At 66.7% G+C, this 18,314-nt stretch carries 16 protein-coding genes and 2 pseudogenes; 10 read left to right on the top strand and 8 right to left on the bottom strand.

The annotated features are described in order from the left end of the window. Window positions 1-121: 121 nt before the first annotated feature. A pseudogene (locus GT347_RS28115) lies at window positions 122-337 on the bottom strand (hypothetical protein); the annotation flags it as partial. Window positions 338-449: 112 nt separating this feature from the next. Between GT347_RS28115 and GT347_RS25595 the strand changes: the two are divergent. The 5 genes and pseudogenes from GT347_RS25595 (at window position 450) to GT347_RS25575 (ending at window position 5,103) form a co-directional block, all read left to right on the top strand. Then, window positions 450-779 carry an NIPSNAP family protein gene (locus tag GT347_RS25595; RefSeq protein ID WP_160554870.1) on the top strand — a complete coding sequence of 110 codons (330 nt, stop codon included), beginning with the start codon at window positions 450-452 and terminating at the stop codon, window positions 777-779. Window positions 780-804: 25 nt separating this feature from the next. Next, window positions 805-1,943 (top strand): annotated as a pseudogene (locus GT347_RS28110) (mandelate racemase/muconate lactonizing enzyme family protein). A gap of 14 nt (window positions 1,944-1,957) precedes the next feature. Continuing rightward, entirely contained in the window at window positions 1,958-2,938 is a 981-nt protein-coding gene (locus tag GT347_RS25585) for an NAD(P)-dependent oxidoreductase (protein WP_229722528.1), read from the top strand. After that, a complete protein-coding gene (locus GT347_RS25580; RefSeq protein WP_160554869.1) occupies window positions 2,935-4,083 on the top strand; it encodes a mandelate racemase/muconate lactonizing enzyme family protein in 1,149 nt (382 codons plus the stop codon). Before GT347_RS25585 ends, GT347_RS25580 begins: the two co-directional genes overlap by 4 nt. Before the next feature lie 36 nt (window positions 4,084-4,119). Next, window positions 4,120-5,103 carry a Bug family tripartite tricarboxylate transporter substrate binding protein gene (locus tag GT347_RS25575; RefSeq protein WP_195812371.1) on the top strand — a complete coding sequence of 328 codons (984 nt, stop codon included), beginning with the start codon at window positions 4,120-4,122 and terminating at the stop codon, window positions 5,101-5,103. A 152-nt stretch (window positions 5,104-5,255) separates the two neighbouring features. On the opposite strand, the gene GT347_RS25570 is transcribed toward GT347_RS25575, so the two are convergent. The 4 genes from GT347_RS25570 to GT347_RS25555 form a co-directional block, all read right to left on the bottom strand. Then, window positions 5,256-6,185, bottom strand: coding sequence for an SMP-30/gluconolactonase/LRE family protein (locus GT347_RS25570; RefSeq protein WP_160554868.1), 930 nt, complete (start codon window positions 6,183-6,185; stop codon window positions 5,256-5,258). 22 nt (window positions 6,186-6,207) lie between these two features. After that, window positions 6,208-6,975 (bottom strand): SDR family NAD(P)-dependent oxidoreductase, encoded by a 768-nt coding sequence (locus GT347_RS25565; protein WP_160554867.1) that lies wholly within the window; start codon window positions 6,973-6,975, stop codon window positions 6,208-6,210. A gap of 293 nt (window positions 6,976-7,268) precedes the next feature. Then, window positions 7,269-9,980: a putative bifunctional diguanylate cyclase/phosphodiesterase gene (locus tag GT347_RS25560; protein ID WP_160554866.1), complete on the bottom strand. Its 2,712-nt coding sequence runs from the start codon at window positions 9,978-9,980 to the stop codon at window positions 7,269-7,271. A 30-nt stretch (window positions 9,981-10,010) separates the two neighbouring features. After that, window positions 10,011-10,817, bottom strand: coding sequence for a phosphate/phosphite/phosphonate ABC transporter substrate-binding protein (locus GT347_RS25555; protein ID WP_229722525.1), 807 nt, complete (start codon window positions 10,815-10,817; stop codon window positions 10,011-10,013). 162 nt (window positions 10,818-10,979) lie between these two features. Between GT347_RS25555 and GT347_RS25550 the strand changes: the two genes are divergently transcribed. After that, window positions 10,980-12,158 carry a dipeptidase gene (locus GT347_RS25550; protein ID WP_160554864.1) on the top strand — a complete coding sequence of 393 codons (1,179 nt, stop codon included), beginning with the start codon at window positions 10,980-10,982 and terminating at the stop codon, window positions 12,156-12,158. Window positions 12,159-12,179: 21 nt separating this feature from the next. Here GT347_RS25550 and GT347_RS25545 read toward each other — a convergent pair whose 3' ends face one another. Then, entirely contained in the window at window positions 12,180-13,043 is an 864-nt protein-coding gene (locus tag GT347_RS25545; protein WP_160554863.1) for a DMT family transporter, read from the bottom strand. Window positions 13,044-13,159: 116 nt separating this feature from the next. On the opposite strand from GT347_RS25545, the gene GT347_RS25540 reads away from it, so the two are divergent. After that, window positions 13,160-14,557: an aminotransferase-like domain-containing protein gene (locus GT347_RS25540; protein ID WP_160554862.1), complete on the top strand. Its 1,398-nt coding sequence runs from the start codon at window positions 13,160-13,162 to the stop codon at window positions 14,555-14,557. Here GT347_RS25540 and GT347_RS25535 read toward each other — a convergent pair. Together GT347_RS25535 and GT347_RS25530 are read right to left on the bottom strand one after the other, a co-directional pair. Continuing rightward, window positions 14,547-15,338: an aldolase gene (locus GT347_RS25535; RefSeq protein ID WP_160554861.1), complete on the bottom strand. Its 792-nt coding sequence runs from the start codon at window positions 15,336-15,338 to the stop codon at window positions 14,547-14,549. The two genes, GT347_RS25540 and GT347_RS25535, sit on opposite strands and share 11 nt — an antisense overlap. A gap of 58 nt (window positions 15,339-15,396) precedes the next feature. Continuing rightward, a complete protein-coding gene (locus GT347_RS25530; protein ID WP_160554860.1) occupies window positions 15,397-16,623 on the bottom strand; it encodes an MFS transporter in 1,227 nt (408 codons plus the stop codon). Window positions 16,624-16,787: 164 nt separating this feature from the next. On the opposite strand from GT347_RS25530, the gene GT347_RS25525 reads away from it, so the two are divergent. The 3 genes from GT347_RS25525 (at window position 16,788) to GT347_RS25515 (ending at window position 18,243) form a co-directional block, all read left to right on the top strand. Further along, window positions 16,788-17,207, top strand: coding sequence for a YunG family protein (locus GT347_RS25525; protein ID WP_160554859.1), 420 nt, complete (start codon window positions 16,788-16,790; stop codon window positions 17,205-17,207). Between the two features lie 90 nt (window positions 17,208-17,297). Further along, a complete protein-coding gene (locus GT347_RS25520) occupies window positions 17,298-17,534 on the top strand; it encodes a YciI family protein (protein WP_229722523.1) in 237 nt (78 codons plus the stop codon). Window positions 17,535-17,625: 91 nt separating this feature from the next. After that, window positions 17,626-18,243 carry a glutathione S-transferase family protein gene (locus GT347_RS25515; RefSeq protein WP_229722522.1) on the top strand — a complete coding sequence of 206 codons (618 nt, stop codon included), beginning with the start codon at window positions 17,626-17,628 and terminating at the stop codon, window positions 18,241-18,243. The last annotated feature ends 71 nt before the right edge of the window (window positions 18,244-18,314 follow it).

Raw genomic sequence — 18,314 nt, 5'->3', positions numbered from 1 at the left:
TGCCCTCGTCCAGGAAGCGGCAGTGCTGGAAAGGCGCCTGCATGCGCGACTCGTCGCCGTTCACATAAGTGCCCGCGCCCTGGCGCCGCAGCAGCAGGCCGTCGGCCACCAGCAGGTTCAGCGCCCGCTGCACCGTGCCCAGGCTGAAGCCGCTCATGCCGACCAGCATCTCCTCGGTCGGCACCTTTTCGCCGCCGGCGGGGGAACCCGATTCGATGGCGCGGGCCAGGGCCTGCTTGAGCTGCAGGTACTTGGGCAGGCCGGCGTCGGCGCGCAGCAGCAGCGGCGCGAGCCAGTTGCCGCCGGGCGTGGTGGTGGAGGTGGTCGTCAGGGTCATGGATTACGCGTAGAGAGGCTTTCCCCGGTTGACACCGCGGCAGGCCATTTCTACCATGCCCCGACGCGATAATTCCTATATAGGACTATAGCAATTAAGACAGGAGACAAGATTGATCGTCGAGCAACGCATCTACACCTGCCACTGCGGCAAGGCGCCCGTCTACGTGTCCATGTACCAGCAGGAGGGCCTGGCGATCCAGCGGCCGATCCTGGGCCACCTGCTGGGCTATTTCACCTCCGACATCGGCACCTTGAACCAGGTGATCCACCTCTGGGCCTACGAGAGCCTGGCCGACCGCGCCGAGCGCCGCGGCCGCCTGCTCGCCGACCCCGCCTGGCGCACCTACGCCGCGAAGGTCCAGCCCCTGGTGCTGGAGCAGCACAACATGATCCTGACGCCCGCGGCCTTCTCGCCCTGGGCTTCGGGGCCCGCTTACTGAGCAGCAAGAACGGAGACCAGCGAACATGAAGATCACCAACGTCATCACCCACCAGCTCCTCGTCGATGTCGACGAGCCCTTCACCTCCTCGCGCGGCTGGTACTACAAGACCAAGGGCGCGCTCGTCGTGGAGATCGTCACCGACGAGGGCATCGTCGGCTGGGGCGACTGCTATGGGCCGGCCGCCGTCAACCGCGCCATCGTCGAGACCGTGCTCAAGGCCAACCTGATCGGCCGCGACCCCTTCGACGTGGAAGTGATCTGGGAGCAGCTCTACAACAAGGTCAAGGACTACGGTCTGACCGGCATGACCATCTCGGCCATCAGCGGCGTGGACATCGCCCTCTGGGACATCGTCGGCAAGGCGGTGAACAAGCCCATCCACAAGCTGATCGGCGGCGCCTTCCGCACCGAGCTGCAGGCCTATGCCACCGGCCTGTACTTCAAGGACATGGACAGGCTCAACGAGCAGGCGGTGGAGGAAGCCCGGGGCTATGCCGACCAGGGCTTCAAGGCGATCAAGATGAAGATCGGCCTGGGCTCCATCGTCAAGGACATCGACCGCGTGGCCGCGGTGCGGGAGGCCATTGGCCGCGACGTGCAGCTGATGGTCGATGCCAACCACTGCTTCACCGTGCCGCAGGCCATCGCCATCGGCCGCGAGCTGCAGAAGCTCGACGTGCACTGGTTCGAGGAGCCGATCTCCCCGAGGACCTGGACGGCTATGTGGAAGTGACCCGCAAGCTCGACATGGCCATCGCCGGCGGCGAGAACGAGTTCACCAAGTTCAGCTTCCGCCGCATCCTGGAGAAGCGTGCCATGGACATCGTGCAGCCCGACGTCTGCGCCGCCGGCGGCATCACCGAATGCAAGAAGATCGCCACCCTGGCCCAGGCCCATGCGGTGCAGTGCGTGCCGCATGCCTGGGGCACGGCCATCGGCCTGGCCGCCACCCTGCATTTCCTGGCCTCGCTGCCCGACACCCCGCCCTGCCTGGTGCCGGTGCCGCCGATGCTGGAGTACGAGCAGACCTTCAACCCTTTCCGCGACGAACTCAGCAGCGCGAAGCTCACCCATACCGGCGGCATCGTGCAGGTGCCGGACGGACCGGGCCTGGGCATCGACATCGACCGCGAGGTGCTCGCCAGGTACCGCGTGGCATGACGGGAGAAGACGCCATGACCGGACTCCCCGTCGTTCTCTGCACCCTGCCGATGCACCCGGCCGGCGACGCCCTGCTGGCCGGCAAGGCCCGCATCCTGGTCGCGCCCGATACCGGTGCCGACACCTTGCGCCGCCTGGTCGGCGATGCCGACTACCTGCTGGTGCGCAACCACCTGCCCGCCGACCTGCTGGACCGGCCGCACCGGCTGCGCGGCATCGTGCGCAACGGCACCGGGCTGGACATGATCCCGGTCGAAGCCGCGACCGCGCAGTCCATCCCCGTGGCCAACGTGCCCGGCGCCAATGCGCAGGCGGTGGCCGAGTACTGCGCCGGCGCCATGCTGGAACTGGCCCGCCGCTTCGGCGCCATGGACCGGAAGCTGCGCGACCAAGGCTGGGCCCAGGCGCGTGCGCTGTCGGCCAGCACCTTCGAAATCTCCGGCCGCACGCTGGGCATCGTCGGCCTGGGCAATGTCGGCCAGCGCCTGGCGCGCATCGCCCATGCGGGTTTCGGCATGCGGGTGCTGGGCTACCAGCCCGGCGATGCGCCGATGCCGGACTTCGTGGAGCTGGTGCCGCTGGAAGCCCTGCTTGGTGCCAGCGATTTCGTCTCCCTGCACTGCCCGCTGACCGAGGAGACCCGCCACCTGATCGACGCCCGCAGCCTCGCCCTGATGAAACCCAGCGCCTTCCTGCTGAACGCCGCCCGCGGCGAGGTGGTGGACGAAGCCGCCCTGGCCGATGCGCTGGCCGCCCGCCGACTGGCCGGCGCGGCGGTGGATGTGTTCACCGAGCAGCCGCTGCGGCGCGACCACCCCTTCCTGCCGCTGAACAACATCCTGCTCACCCCGCACGCCGCCGCGCTCACCGAGGAAAGCTCCCGCGCCATGAGCACAGGCGCGGCCCGGCAGATCCTGCAGCTGATGGCGGGCCAGCGGCCGGACCACCTGGTCAATCCCCAGGTCTGGCAGGCACGAGGCGAGGTGGCGGCATGAGCGGCGAATCCAGCCTGAAGATCGCCCGCATCGAGGGCATCGCCACCTCCTTTCCGGTGAAGCAGGGCGTGACGCTGGGCATAGGCAGGGCCGTCAAGCGTGATGCGCTGATCGTGAAGGTCACCACCGAAAGCGGCCTGGTCGGCTGGGGCGAATCGCACCACGGCCGCTGCCCGGGCGCCATCGCCCAGCTGATCAACACCACGCTGCGCCAACTGGTGGTGGGCTTCGATGCCAGCGACGTGGTCGGCGTCTGGTCGCGCATCTACCAGCGCCAGCTGGCCAGCCACGGCATGGGCACGGCCTGCGCCCTGGCCATGAGCGGCATCGACCAGGCCCTGTGGGACATCCGCGGCAAGGCGGTCGGCTGGCCGCTGTGGCGGCTGCTGGGCGGCAGCCGGCGGCCGGTGAAGGCCTATGCGGGCGGGATCTCGCTGGGTTTCCAGCCGCCGGCCGAGCTGGTCGATGAAGTGGCGGCGCTGACCGCGCAGGGCTACCGCGCGGTGAAGCTGCGTTTCGGCGACACCGTCGCGCGCGACCTGGAGCGGCTGGCCGCCGTGCGCGCCGCCCATCCCACGCTGGGCATCATGGTGGACGCCAACACCGGCTACCGCCCCGACGATGTGCGCCGCGCCATGCCCGCCCTGCGCGAGTTCGACGCCCTGTGGCTGGAAGAGCCCTTCCCGCCGCAGGACGAACGCAGCTACCGCGACGCAGCGGCCCTGGGCGGCGTGCCGCTCGCAGCCGGCGAGAACCACTTCACCCGCTACGAGTTCAACCGCCTGATCGCCCAGGGTGCGGTGCGGGTGCTGCAGCCCGACCTGTCGAAGACCGGCGGCATCACCGAAGGCCTGCGCATCGCCGCCATGGCCTCGGCCGAGAAGCTTGACATGCACCCCCACACCTCGGCCAGCGGCCTGAACATGGCCGCCAGCATCCACCTGCTGGCCGCCATCGACAACCCCGGCTATTTCGAGGCCGACGTGGCGCGCGAGAACCTGTTCCGCGACGCACTCACCACCCGCTGCGACCAGCTTGACGCCAATGGCTGCGTGCTGCCACCGGACGCGCCCGGCCTGGGCATCGAAGTGGATGAAGCCTTCCTGGCCGCGCACCCGGTGATCGAGGGGCCGGCATACGTCTGATCAACCCGGGGCGCAGACCCCTGAAGGAGACAAACCATGAAGACGAAGAACATGCTGCGGCGGGCCCTGCTGTGCGCGGTGGTGGTGGCGGCGGCCTCGGCCGCGGTGGCGCAGGAGCCGGCCTTCCCCGCCAAGCCGATCCGCATCATCGTGCCTTATGTGCCCGGCGGCACCACGGACCTGCTGGCGCGGGTGGTCGGCCAGCAGCTTTCGGAGCGCCTGGGCCAGCCGGTGCTGGTGGAGAACCGGCCCGGCGTCAACGGCATGATCGGCGCCGACGCGGTCGCCAAGGCCGCGCCGGACGGCTACACCCTGGGCATCGCCTCGCCCGGCACCCATGCGGCCAATGCCACGCTCTACAAGAACGTGAGCTACGACACGCTGAAGGACTTCACGCCGATCACGCTCGCGGTATCGGCGCCGATGATCCTGGTGGCCAATCCTTCGCTCAACGCCAAGACGGTGAAGGACGTGATCGCCGCCGCCAAGGCCGACCCGGGCGGCATCGCCTATGCCTCGGGCGGCAGCGGTTCCTCGCAGCACCTGGCGATGGAGCAGTTCACCCACATGGCCGGCATCCGGATGACCCACGTGGCCTACAAGGGCTCGTCCAATTCGTATACCGACCTGCTCGGCGGCCGGGTCAAGCTGGAGTTCGACGTGCTGCCCACCGCCATGCCCCATGTGCGCAGCGGCAAGCTGCTAGCCCTGGCCACGGCATCGGCCAAACGCCTGCCGCAGCTGCCGGACGTGCCCACCGTCGCCGAGTCCGGCGTGCCCGGCTACGAAGCCACCTCCTGGTACGGCTTCGTCGGCCCCGCCGGCATGCCCCGGCCGGTGCTGGACAAGCTGCATGCCGAGATCGTGCGCGCCCTGCAGCAGCCGCAAGTGGCCGAGACGCTGACCAAGGCCGGCGTGCTCATCGTCGGCAGCAGCCCGGCCGAATTCGGCAGCTTCATCCGCAGCGAAACCGAGAAGGCCCGCAAGGTGATCGAGGACGCCGGCATCAAACCGGACTGAAGCGAAGCGCGCCGAATCTATCGGTGCAGTCCTACTTTGGACACGCGTTCATCGGCGCAGACTGAGTCTGCCCGTTGCCGAGCGGGCATCATGTGTCTCCGAAGGGTTTGGGGTGGCTCGCAGCGGGCCACCCCTCTTTTAGCCGGCCCCGTTCAGGCGCCGCGTGTGTTCACGTAGAGGGCGTACAGCGACTGGCTTCCCGCCATGAACAGCCGGTTGCGCCGCGGTCCGCCGAAGCACAGGTTGGCGCAGCGCTCCGGCAGGCGGATATGGCCGATGGCCAGGCCCTGCGGCGAGTACACCATCACCCCATCCATCTCGGGGCCCATGCCCCAGCCGCACCAGAGATTGCCGTCCTCGTCGCAACGGATGCCGTCAGGCGTGCCGCCGGGCCCGCAGTCGATCAGCACCCTTGGGTTGGCCAGCGCACGCCCGCCGTCGATGACATCGAAGGCGACGATGTTGCGATACGGCGTGCCCCGGCTCTGCACCACATAGAGCAGCGATTCGTCGGGCGAGAAAGCCAGGCCGTTGGGCGAAGCGATATCGCGCGCGGCCACGGTGAGTTCACCCGTGGCGCCGTCGATGCGGTAGAGATGCGTGGGCAGTTCCGGCTGGGCGCGGAAGCCCTCGTAGTCGTTCAGCCCAAAGGCCGGGTCGCTGAACCAGATGCTGCCGTCGGACTTCACCACCACGTCGTTGGGCGAATTCAGGCGCTTGCCTTCGAAACGCTCGGCCAGCACGGTGATGCTGCCGTCGTACTCGGTGCGGGTAACCCGCCGCGTGCCGTGTTCGCAGCTGACCAGCCGGCCCTGCCGGTCGCGGGTGTGGCCGTTGGCGTAGTCGGAAGGCTTGCGGAACACCGTGGTCGTGCCGGTCTCCTCCTCCCACTTCATGATGCGGTTGTTGGGTATGTCGCTGAACAGCAGATAACGGCCGTCGCCGAACCACACCGGCCCTTCGGCCCAGCGAAAGCCGGTGGCCAGGCGCTCCACGCCGGCCAGCAGCACGCGGTAGCGCTCGAAACTCGGATGCAGGATGCGGACGGCAGGATCGGGATAGCTGGCGCAGGCTTGCCACATGGTGTCGGTTTCTCTCTCTATCTCAGGAATCGAAGAGTCTCAACGATGCCATGCCGCCATCGACCGTCAGCACCGTGCCCACGCTGGACCGGGCACGCGGATCGGCCAGGTACAGCACCGCGCGCGCCACCTCCTGCGGCTCGACCATGAAGCCCGTGGGCTGGCGCTCGTTGTAGACCTGCCGCTGGGCGGCCGGGTCCGGCGCGGCATCGACCAGCCGCGCAATCAGCGCCGTATCGACCGTGCCGGGGCTCACGCAGTTGACGCGTATGCCCTCGTGCACCAGGTCGGCCGCCATGGCGCGGCTCATGGCTTCGATCGCGCCCTTGGCGGCCGAATACATCACACGCCGGCGCAAACCCGTCGTCGCGGTGCAGGAAGACATGTTCACGATGGCCGCCGCCCGCGACCGCCGCAGCCAGGGCAAGGCCGCCCGGATGGCGCGCACATAACCCAGCACATTGATGTCGAACACCTGTTGCCAGTCGGCCAGAGGCCCGTCCTCGACCGTGGCCGGGTAGCTCACACCTGCGTTTGCGACCAGCACATCGATACGGCCGTGGGTCTTGCCGAAGCCGCCGATGGCTCGCGCAACGGCTTCCTCGTCGCAAACATCCGCCTGCAGGGCAACGGCGCCGAGCGGGAGCTCGGCCAGCTCGCGGTCCAGCACCGCCACCACCGCGCCCGCCTCGATGAAGGCCTGCGCCACCGCCCGGCCGATGCCGGCCGCGCCGCCGGTGACGACCACGACCGAATCCTGGAAAACGCTCCCCGCGGCTGCAATATTCATCGTCTGATCATCCCGTCCACAGCGGCAGCCCGCCCCGGGTGCAAACCCTCGCCGCCCGTCCCGGCGCAGGCGCAAACAGGGTTTGCAGGCCCCTCGGGCGGCACGTTACATTCGAAGATTCAACGAGGAACCCAAAATGGCCAAAGGCGAGCAACGCAGCAACAAGATGACCAAGAAGCCGAAGAAGGACACCAGCCCTCCGCAGGAGTCCTCCAGCGTTTCGACCCGCCCCATGCCCCGATCACCTCGGTGCTGCCCAAGGGCAAGCTGAAAAACAAATAAGCCCGGGCCGATCAGCCGGCGATGGCCAGCGCGCCGTCCGCCTGGCGGTCGCGCCAGTGGTCTTCGAACAGCGTCTTGTCCATCGGCTTGCCGAAAAAATAGCCCTGGGCCAGGCCGCAGCCCATGGCCTGCAGGATGCCGGCCTGGGCCGCCGTTTCAACCCCCTCGGCCACCACCCGCATGCCGAGCACCGCCGCCATCGACACGATGGCCTCGGCGATGCCCTTGTCGTTGGTATCCGTCTCCAGGTCGCGCACGAAGGTGCGGTCGATCTTGAGCACACTCACCGGGAAGGTCTTCAGGTAGGCCAGCGATGAATAGCCGGTGCCGAAATCGTCGATCGCGATCGTCAGCCCGATCAGCCGCAGCCGCGCCATGATGGCCGCGACGCCGGCCGGATCTTCCATCAGCACGCTCTCCGTCACCTCCAGCTCCAGCTGATCGGGCGAGATGCCGTGGCTGGCGACGATGCGTTCGATATCGCCCGCCAGGTCCGGCGAGCGGAACTGCACCGCCGAGATGTTCACCGCCACCTTGATGCCCCGCATGCCCGCGTCGCTCCATTCGCGGATCTGCCGGCAGGTCTCGTCGATGATCCAGCGGCCCATGGGGATGATCAGCCGCGACTCCTCAGCGATCGGGATGAAGCGGTCCGGCCCGATCGGCCCCTTGTCCGGATGGTTCCAGCGCATCAAGGCCTCGGCGCCGACGATGCGGCCGCTGCCCAGTTCGATCTTGGGCTGGTAGTGCACCCTCAGCTCCTTGCGCGCCAGCGCGGCATGCAGGGCCAGTTCCAGCTGCGAGCGTTCGAGCTTGTCGGTTTCGATGTCTTCCGAAAACAGCACCAGTTGCCGCTTGCCCATTTCCTTGGCCTTGTATAGCGCCATGTCGGCCCGGCGCAGCAGGTTGGCCACATCGAGTCCGTCGGCGGGAAACAGGGACACGCCGATGCTGGTGCTGATCTGGATGTCGTGACCGCCGATCAGGAAGGGCCGGTCGAAGGTCTCGATGATGGAGTGCCCGATCCGCCGCGCCGTCTCCACCGAGGCATCCGGCAGCAGCAATGCAAATTCATCGCCGCCGATACGCCCCAGGAAATCGCCGCTGCGCAGGCAGCCGGTGATGCGCTGGCCCACCGCCGCGAGCAGGCTGTCGCCGATGTGGTGGCCCAGCGAATCGTTGACATGCTTGAAGCCGTCCAGATCGAGGTAGCCCACGAACAGGGGGTGCTCGCGCCGGCTCGCCGTGGCCACCGATTCCTCGGCGTGTTCCATGAACATGCGCCGGTTGGGCAAGGTGGTGAGCGAGTCGAAATACGCCAGGCGGTGGATGGTCTGCTCGGCCTTCTTGCGTTCGGTGGTGTTCTCCATGACGGAGACGAACTGCACCGGCCGGCCCTCGTGGTCCAGCACCACGGAAATCGTCAGCCCGCACCACAGCTCGCTGCCGTCCTTGCAGCGGTTGACCAGCTCGCCGCGCCAGATGCGCCCGGCCCGCACGGCGGCCCACAGCTCGACATAGACAGCCGGCTTGACCTTGCGCGACTTGAGGAAGGCCGGCGTCTTGCCGCACACCTCCTCGAAGGCATAACCGGTCATGGCGGTGAAGGTGGGGTTCACATAATCGATGCGGCCGGCGGCATCGGTGGTCAGGATGGCGCTGGCGGCATGCTGCACCGCCAGGGACACACGCTGCAGTTCGCGCCGGATGTAGTGGTCCTGGGTGACGTCGCGAAACGCCAGCACCTCGCCCGAGACCGAACCCTGCTGATCCTGCAAGGGCGCGCGCGAGAGTTCCAGCACGGCCGCATGGTTGTCCGGCAATTCCACCTTCACGAAGGGGCCGCCCCCAGCGCCCTCGCCGCCCTGCATCGGCAACACGGAGTCCAGCGCCCGGCCCTGCATGCTGCCGGCCGGCTGGCCCAGGATGCGTTCGGCCGCCACATTGGCATAGACGATGCGGCGCTCCGGGTCCAGTGTCATCACGCCGTCAGCGATCGAATGCAGGGTCACTTCCGCGCGCTGTTTCTCGTGCTGCAGCGTCGAGACAAAACGCGCGGCCACCGAATTGAACTGCTCCAGCGTGCGGCGGATCTCCACCGGCGCGTCGGTGGAGACACTGGCCTTGGCATCGAGCCGGCCGGCCTGGATCTGGTCGACGAAATACTGCAGGTGGCCCAGGTTGGACAACCAGCGCGCCAGCAGCCAGCGCACCACCAGCAGCCCGGCCGCCATGGCCAGCATGCCGAACAGCGCGGTGCGCACGAAAGTCCACCACAGGTAGTCGGAAACGCTCTCCGATAGAAAACCCAGGCGCAGCACCCCGTAATCGCGCCCGCCCACCTCGATCACCCGGTTGAAATCGGGCAGGCGCTCTTTCACCATCTCCTGAATGATCCGAGGCGCATCCGATTCACGCAGCGGCGCCCGGGAGACGACCGGCGCGCCATGCACTTCGATATATCGGGCGCTGCCGAAAGGCGTGCGGTTCACCGCCGCATCCAGCGTGCGTTTGATCGAATCCAGGTCGTTCACCACCGCCGCATCGGCCACCGCCTGGGCCACGATTTCGATCACCATGGTGCCGGTATCGTTGGCGTCGTCGATTTCCCGCGTCATCTGGCCATGCAGGAACATGACCATGCTGCCCATCATCAAAATGCCCGAGATACAGGCAAACAGCAGAAAGACGCGGTTCAGCAGCGAGCGAGGAAGGAATCGCACAGGATTTACAGCGTGGTGGGACTATGCGGATCAGCGCAAGGATTCGGGCGCGGTTTCGGAGAAACGCAAGTAATTGTCATAATCGCGGTTTTCGGCCGCCACGAATCCGGTGGTCCTGGGCAATCCGGCGGTGGACGATGCCCTTTGCAGCACCAGGCGGCCTTCGGGGCTGGCCATCATGCCGACAAACGCGGCGCGCACGGCCCGCACATGCTCGGGCGGCACGCGGGGAGACACCATCAGCGGCAGATCCAGATAAGGCTCGGAACTCCACAGCACCCGCAGGCTGCGATTCTCCCGCGCCGAATAACCGGCGAGCAATTGCGAATTACCGCCGACGGCGGCCACCTTGCCGCTGGCCATCTGCGCCAGGGCGCTGTCCATGTTTCCGCCGAAAACCACCCGCACCGGTACGCCGCTGTTGATCAAATGCGCGCGGGAAACCTTGTAGGCGAGAAATGCTTCCGGCCCCGGAAAACCCACTTCCTGGTCGCGCAGCTGCGCCAGATCATGCACCGGCGAATCTTCCATCACGGCGATCTGCGAACGCACCGGCGGCGAATCGCGGCGGGCCAGCACCTTCCAGCCCATCCGCAGGCGGCTGGGGCTGAACAGATGGTTGGTGAAAGCGAAATCGACTTCCTGCGCCAGCACATAACTGGTGGTATCGGCGGAAGTGCGCCCGATTTTCAGGGTGAGGTCCACACCGCTGGTGCGCGAGACATACGCAATAATCGGATTCCAATATCCCGCCGTGAGTTGCAAGCCATATTGATTGACCGGCGAGAACTCATAATGCGGACGGGTTTTCGGCTGGTCCTTGGCGGCGGCGAACACGCAGACAGCAGTGCATAAACCGAGAAGTGCGATCTTCGTTATTGTTAGTAAACGCATCCTTTGTAATGTACAGCCAAGGCAGCTGGAATCATCGGGCCGGCGCCGACGATGGCATTTCCGCGCCACGCTTATGGTTCGTTCAGCCCGCTCTATCCTGCCGCCATGCACCTGCCTAGCCCGTTCCGAATCGGCCTTCACGTCCTGCTGGCGGTGCTCGCCATCGGCCTGGCCGTCTTTCTGGCCCTTCCCCGCCTAGTCGATGCTCGCCTCAACGCGGTATCGGGCCGCCCGCCCTTTACGGTCAGCCCGGCCGCGCAAAGCCTGCAACAAGGTTTGTGGATCGCCGACCTGCACGCAGACACCCTGCTCTGGCCCCGCGACCTCCTGCGCACGAATGACCGGGGCCATGTCGACCTGCCGCGCCTGCAGCAGGGCCATGTAGGCCTGCAGGTCTTCTCGACGGTGACCAAGACACCCCGGGGCCTGAACTTCCAGAGCAACCGCGCGGACTCCGACACCATCACCCCCCTGGTGATGGCCGAAGGCTGGCCGGTGCGGACCTGGGGCAGCCTGCTGGAGCGGGCGCTGTACCAGAGCCGCCAACTGCACGAGGCCGCCGCCGATTCGCAGGGCGCGCTGCGCATCGTCAGCAGCCGCGCGGAACTGTCGGCCCTGCTCCAGGCCAGCGCCGCCCTGCCGCAGCGGCCCACCGCCGCCCTGCTCTCCGCCGAAGGCCTGCATGTGCTCGAAGGCCGGCTGGAGAACCTCGACAAGCTCTACCAGGCAGGCTTCCGCATGGCCGGCATCACCCATTTCTTCGACAACGAACTCGGCGGCTCCGCCCACGGCGTGGCCCAGGCCGGGCTGACGCCCTTCGGCCGCGCGGTGGTACGCGGCATGGAGGAGCGCCACATGCTGATCGACCTGGCCCATGCCTCGCCCGCCGTCATCGCCGACGTGCTGGCCATGGCACGCCGGCCGGTGCTGGTGTCCCACACCGGCGTGCAGGCCACCTGCCCCGGCCCGCGCAACCTGAGCGATGCGCAGCTGCGCGCCATCGCCGCCGGCGGCGGCCTGATCGGCATCGCCTATTTTCCCGGCGCGGTCTGCGGCACCGACGCCTCGGCCATCGTGCGGGCCATCGCGCATGTGGCCGGCCTGGTCGGCGTGAACCATGTCGCCTTGGGCTCGGACTTCGACGGAGCGGTGCAGGCGCCGTTCGACGCCAGCGGCATCGGACTCATCACCCAGGGCCTGATGGACGCGGGATTCGCCGAGGCCGACATCACCGCCATCATGGGCGGCAACGTGCAGCGCTTCCTGCTGGCCCAACTGCCCTGAACAAGAAGCCCCCGGCCGCCACTACTTCGCGTACTTCCTGGCCCCCGCCACGCACAGCACGGCCGCCATCGTCGCCAGCACCATGGCCCCGCTCACCTTCTCGTTCAGCAGCAAGGCCGCCAGCCCCAGCGCCATGAAAGGCTGTACCAGCTGCAGCTGCCCCACCGCCGCGATACCGCCCTGGGCCAGGCCCCGGTACCAGAAGAAAAACCCGATCAACATGCTGAAGACCGACACATAGGCAAACCCCAGCCAGGCGGCCGGCCCCACCTGAGAGAAGGAGGCGGGCGCCGTCCACAGCGCCGCCGGCAGCATCAGCGGCAAGGCCAGCAGCAACGCCCAGCAGATGACCTGCCAGCCGCCCAGCGTGCGCGACAGCCGCGCCCCTTCCGCATACCCCATGCCGCAGACCAGGATGGCCGCGAGCATCAGCAGATCGCCCTTTGCCGATGCCCCCGTGTCCCCCATCGCCGCGAAGCCCGCCACGCAGGCCGCCCCCACCAGCGAGAAGGCCCAGAACGCGGGCCGCAGCCGCTCCCCACCCCGCAGCACCGCGAAGAGCGCCGTGCACAGCGGCAGCAGGCCCAGGAACACGATGGAATGCGCCGAGGTGACATGCCGCAGCGCCAGCCCGGTCAGCAGCGGAAAACCCAGCACCACCCCGCCGGCCGTCAGCGCCAGCGAAGGCAGGTCGACCAGCGCCGGCCGCGGCTGGCGCAGCAGGATCAGCAGCACGGCCCCTAGCACCGCCGCGATGCAGGCCCTGGCGCAGGTCAGAAAGGTCGGATCGATGTCCGCGACCGCGGCCCGGGTCGCCGGCAGCGAGCCCGCGAAGATCGCCACGCCCATGAAACCGTTCATCCAGCCGCTGCTTGTCTTGTTCATCGAAGTTCCTGCATCAGCCCGCCAGTACACCACCGAGGCAGCGCCAGCTCCAGGCACAGTCCAATACAATTCTTCGATACTGTTATGGTCGATGAACCAGTACGGAAGGCGCATCCATGGCCCGGACCACCACCCGCATCGAACAGGTGATGGCGCATGTGCGCGCCGGAATCGCCTCGCGCACCCAGGTGCCCGGCACCCGCCTGCCCTCGGTGCGGGCCCAGGCCCGGTCCCTGGCCGTGTCGGTTTCCACGGTGGTGGAAGCGTATGAAAGACTGGCCGCCGAGGGCGTGATCACGCCGCGCCCCGGCGCCGGCTTCTATGTGGCGGGCCCGGTGGCGCCGCTCGCGCTCACCCAGCTCGGCCCGCGCCTGGACCGCGAAGTCGATCCCCTGTGGGTGTCGCGCCAGTCGCTGGAGACCGACCCCAGCGTGCTCAAGCCCGGCTGCGGCTGGCTTCCCGCCTCATGGATGTACGAGGAAGGCCTGCGCCGCGCCCTGCGCGCCCAGGCCCGCGCCCCGTCCTGCGAACTGGTGGACTACGCCACGCCCACGGGCGACCCGGCCCTGCGCCAGCTGCTGTCCCGCCGCATGGCCGCCATCGGCATCGAGGCGGCGCCCGGGCAGCTGATGCTGACGGAATCCGGCACCCATGCCATCGACCTGATCTGCCGCTTCCTGCTCAAGCCCGGCGACACGGTGCTGGTGGACGATCCCTGCTACTTCAACTTCCACGCACTGCTCAAGGCCCACCAGGTGCAGGTCGTGGGTGTCCCCTACACCCCGCAGGGCCCCGACGTGGCGCTGTTCGCCCAGGCCCTGCAGGCCCACTCGCCCCGCCTCTACATCACCAACTCCGGCACCCACAACCCCACCGGCGCCACCCTGTCGCCGCTGGTCGCGCACCGCCTGCTGAAGCTCATCGACCAGTCGGGCCTGGTGACGGTGGAAGACGACATCTACGCCGACTTCGAAAGCCAGCCCGCCCCGCGCCTGGCCGCCTTCGACGGCCTGGCGCGGGTGATCCACATCGGCAGCTTCTCCAAGACCGTCTCCGCCTCCATCCGCTGCGGCTACATCGCGGCACGCCCGGACTGGATCGACGGCCTGATCGACCTGAAGCTGGCCACCACCTTCGGCGGCGGCCGGCTGGCGGCCGACATCATCCTGAAGACCCTGACCGACAGCGGCTACCGCAAGCACATGGACGCCCTGCGCCTGCGCCTGGCCCGCGCCCGCGACGAAACCGCCACCCGCCTGCAGAAGCTGGGCGTGAAGCCCTGGCTCAAGCCCGAGGCCGGCATGTTCCTCTGGTGCCGCCTGCCCCAGGGCACGGACGCCGCGGCCGTCGCCCGCAGCTGCCTGGCGCAAGGCGTGGTGATGGCGCCGGGCAATGCCTTCAGCCAGTCCCTCAGCGCCGGCGATTTCATGCGCTTCAATGTCTCGCAGTGCGCGGACGACAAGGTGTTCGGCGTTCTGGCGCGGGCGCTCGCCGTGCGGAACGTCAGCGCATGAACGCCGCGTCGCTGCCGGCCAGGATGCGTTTGACGCTTTCCAGGTGCTGCACCGCGCTGTCGCGGCCGCCGGCGCGCATCTGCCGATAGGTGCGCTCGGCGACCTCGAGCGCGACCGGCTTCAGCCGGCGCCCGGTCGACTGCGCCAGGCGCTGCACCTCGCAGGCGCGCTCCAGGTAGTAGAGGTCGTCCCAGGCTTCGGCGATGGTCTGGCCCACCACCATCACGCCATGGTTCTTCATGAACACCACATCCGCATCGCCGATGGCGGAGGCGATGCGGTCGCCCTCGGCCGTGTCCAGCGCCAGGCCGTTGAAGTTTTCGTCGATGGCGGTTCGGCCATAGAACTTCAGGGCGGTCTGGCCGGCCCAGACCAGCGGATCGCCTTCGAGCATGGCCAGGGCCGTGGCGTTTGGCATGTGGGTATGGAAGGCCACCCGCGCCCGGGGATTGCGCAAATGCACCCGGGCATGGATGAAGTAAGCCGTGATCTCCGGCACCCCCTCCCCCGCCACCACGTTGCCGTTGAAATCGCAGACCAGCAGGCGCGAGGCGGTCATCTCCTCGAAGGCATAGCCGAAGGGATTGACCAGGAACAGGTCGTCGCGCCCCGGCATCACCGCCGAGAAATGGTTGCAGACGCCCTCATGCATGCCCAGCCGGGCGGCCATGCGGAAACAGGCCGCGAGGTCGATGCGCGCCTGGATCACGGCCGGGGCGTGGAGTTCGGCATCGCTCACCGTGGCGGGCGATGCGGGCGATATATCGAGGACCTGAGCCATGGCAGTAGTTACCGGTGATGGAGGAAAAACGCGACCGTGTCCCGGGCGCGGGGGACGGTCACCCTGCGGAAACCTTGACGGCCCGCCGCGGAATCCAGTGCCCCAGCGCCGCCGCGGCCGTCAGCGAAATCACGCCCGTCACCGCGATCCCCGCCCCCAGCGACAGGCCACCCGCCAGCAAGGACAACAGCGCCGGCCCGGCCGAGGAGCCGATGTCCGACATCAGCCGCCACACCCCCAGGAAATGCGGCCGCCCGTGGCGCGGCGAATGGTCGGCGCCCAGGGTCATGATCATTCCCGAGCCGATGCCGTTGCCGAAACCGATCGCCATCGACACCAGCAGCAGCGTCGTCGCGCCCGCCGTCAGCGGCATCAGCAGCATGGCCAGACCCATGATCAGCATCGACGGCACGGCCACCCAGCGCCGGCCGAAATGGTCCATCACCTTGCCGGCCGGATAGAACACCAGCATGTCGATGCCGCCCGACATGCCGTAGATCAGCGAGGCCACCGAAGGCGCCAGCGCCAGGTGATCGGCCCACAGCGGAATCACCGCCTGCCGCGATGCCCGCACCGCGCTGACCATCACCACCGCCAGCCCCAGCGTGAGAAACACCCGCCGGTGATCGCGCAGCGTGGAGAGCACCGTGGTGCGCGCAGGCTCGGCCTGCCCGGCCGGCAGCGGCGGCGCCTGCAGATCGGGAATCTTCGCGCCCAGCGCGGCCGCCGCCAGCACCGCGATCAGCCCGATCACATAGGCGGCCGGCAGCCCGAAAAGATGCACCGCGCCCGCCGCCAGGAAAGGCCCGGCGAACATGCCGATGCGCATCACCCCGCCCAGCGCGGACAGCGCCCGCGCCCGGTAGTGCTGCGGCACCACCTCGCTCATATAGCTCTGCCGCGCCAGGTTGTAGACCGCCTGCGACATGCCCACCATCAGGCAGCCCAGGGCCAGCAGCGCCAGCTGCGAAGTCCACAGGCACAAACCCATGCCGACCGCGCTCCACAACCCCGCCACCACCATCGCCCAGCGCTCGCCGAACCGCATGGTGATGGCGGAAGCCGGAATGTTGTTGAGCAGCGAGCCGATGCCGACCAGCGCGATGATCATCGCCGCCATCGGGATGGAGGCGCCCAGGTCGCGGGCGGTGAGCGGAATGATGGGAAGGATGGCGCCCTCGCCGATGCCGAACAGCAGGGAGGGCCCGAAGGCCACGACGGCGATGCTGCGCAGCGAGAAAGCGGCCGGAGCCTGGGCGCCGGGGGAGACAGAAGTGTTGGACATGGAAAACCGAAGCTGCACCGGTCCGCCCGGGCGGGCGGCTGGGGGCATTTTCCTATCAGACGCAGATGTTTGCAGGACGGCCCGTCAGCGGCGCTGGCGAGAGCCTGGTGAGCACCCGGTCCTCGGCCATACTTGCGTTTTGCTCATCCACACAGCGAAGACCGATGTCCACGACCCGAATTTTTGCGACGCCCCTGGACCTTTATCACGCTTTGGTTTCAGTATGGTCGGCAGATACCGCCAGCCCACCCGAGGCCTGGTCGCCATCCAACCCCGCCAAGAATCACTGCAGCGTGACATCGCTGATCGTGCAGGATTATTTCGGCGGAGAAATCCTCACCACCAGGACTTCGGGCGGAACGCATTTCTACAACCTGATCGACGGCGTGAAATGGGACCTGACGGTCAGCCAGTTTGCGGAACCCATTCCTTATCAGGATTCTCCCTCGTCACGCGCAATGGCACTCGCGGACACTTCAGAGGGCAAATACAAAATCGTAGTCGAGCGCTTGGCAAGCAAAGCTTCGTCGCGTTTGCGCTTGGCTGCCGCCCTCACCTACCCTTTACCCAAAGCTGACACCTGAAAGCCATCCGTCCAAGCCAAAGGAAATTGAATGCTGTTTGCAGTCATATTCACTGACGTTCCGGGCAAAGGAGATGTCAGAACTCAGTACATGGACGCCCATCTGGAGTGGCTGGAAGTCAACAAAGAAATCATCCCGATCGGCGGCTCTCTGCGCAGTGAGCCGGGCGAAGTGCCCAAGGGTGGGCTGTGGATAGCCGAAGCAGAAACGAAGCACGATCTGGATGCATTGCTGAAAACCGACCCGTTCTACACTGCGGGTTTGCGGCAGGAATATGAAATTCTTTATTGGTCGAAGGCGAACCCTTCCCGCAAAGCATTGATTTGATAATTTGCCATCCACTGCCACCGATAGAAAATCAATCAAGCTATAAATCCATATGATAACCTTGTATTATCACCCAACGGATGCGAGCCTGATGACGCATATCGCCTTGGAAGAACTGGGAATCCCCTTCACTCTTGAATTCGTCGACAGGTCAATCAACGCGCAAAAAAGCAAATATTTTCTGGACAAGAACCCCAACGGCTTGATTCCCGTTATCACGGACGGGGATCTGACGCTTTTTGAGACGCCGGCAATACTGCTATATCTCTCCGACAAATATCCGGATGCAAAACTTGCTCCTGCCGTTGGATCGACGGACAGAGCACATTGCTACAAGTGGGTCTCGTGGTTGTCGAACACCCTGCAAGCAATGCTGGTGACGTACTTTTATTCGGAGCGCTACGTGCTACCCGGGAACACGGCTGGTGCGGCCGAAGTCAAGGATTGCGCCGGAGCCAGAGTTGAAAAATTGTTGCTGCAGCTTGAAAATGAGCTGTCGAAGAAAGGCCCATGGCTCTTGGGCGCCGATTACTCCATTGCCGACTGCATGGCATTTGTTTTGTGTTGCTGGACTCGAAATCTTAACCAGCCGGCAAATTCCCTTCCCTTCTTGAAGAAATATTTGCAGTCAGTTCGCTCGCGACCGGCGGTCCAAAGAGCAATCGCCACAGAAAAAATCCAAGAAAGCTTCTTTAGTTCCGCCGGATAGTTCGCGCCTGACGCGGTATTTCCCTGCCACGCAGCAGTGAAAACCAAATCGGGGAAGCGCGACTCAGCGGA

Origin of the sequence: Xylophilus rhododendri (genome assembly GCF_009906855.1) — a bacterium.
Lineage (GTDB): Bacteria > Pseudomonadota > Gammaproteobacteria > Burkholderiales > Burkholderiaceae_C > Xylophilus > Xylophilus rhododendri.
The sequence above is the reverse complement of the archived record's forward strand: the minus strand, read 5'-3'. Positions and strand labels throughout refer to the sequence as shown.

Excerpts from the sequence above, each read along its gene's own strand:
- GT347_RS25520 (WP_229722523.1), top strand. The coding sequence starts at position 17,298 with ATGGACGCCCATCTGGAGTGGCTGGAAGTCAACAAAGAAATCATCCCG.
- GT347_RS25565 (WP_160554867.1), bottom strand. The coding sequence starts at position 6,975 with ATGAATATTGCAGCCGCGGGGAGCGTTTTCCAGGATTCGGTCGTGGTC.
- GT347_RS25515 (WP_229722522.1), top strand. The coding sequence starts at position 17,626 with ATGACGCATATCGCCTTGGAAGAACTGGGAATCCCCTTCACTCTTGAA.
- GT347_RS25535 (WP_160554861.1), bottom strand. The coding sequence starts at position 15,338 with ATGGCTCAGGTCCTCGATATATCGCCCGCATCGCCCGCCACGGTGAGC.
- GT347_RS25545 (WP_160554863.1), bottom strand. The coding sequence starts at position 13,043 with ATGAACAAGACAAGCAGCGGCTGGATGAACGGTTTCATGGGCGTGGCG.
- GT347_RS25530 (WP_160554860.1), bottom strand. The coding sequence starts at position 16,623 with ATGTCCAACACTTCTGTCTCCCCCGGCGCCCAGGCTCCGGCCGCTTTC.
- GT347_RS25525 (WP_160554859.1), top strand. The coding sequence starts at position 16,788 with ATGTCCACGACCCGAATTTTTGCGACGCCCCTGGACCTTTATCACGCT.
- GT347_RS25575 (WP_195812371.1), top strand. The coding sequence starts at position 4,120 with ATGAAGACGAAGAACATGCTGCGGCGGGCCCTGCTGTGCGCGGTGGTG.
- GT347_RS25540 (WP_160554862.1), top strand. The coding sequence starts at position 13,160 with ATGGCCCGGACCACCACCCGCATCGAACAGGTGATGGCGCATGTGCGC.
- GT347_RS25550 (WP_160554864.1), top strand. The coding sequence starts at position 10,980 with ATGCACCTGCCTAGCCCGTTCCGAATCGGCCTTCACGTCCTGCTGGCG.
- GT347_RS25580 (WP_160554869.1), top strand. The coding sequence starts at position 2,935 with ATGAGCGGCGAATCCAGCCTGAAGATCGCCCGCATCGAGGGCATCGCC.
- GT347_RS25570 (WP_160554868.1), bottom strand. The coding sequence starts at position 6,185 with ATGTGGCAAGCCTGCGCCAGCTATCCCGATCCTGCCGTCCGCATCCTG.
- GT347_RS25585 (WP_229722528.1), top strand. The coding sequence starts at position 1,958 with ATGACCGGACTCCCCGTCGTTCTCTGCACCCTGCCGATGCACCCGGCC.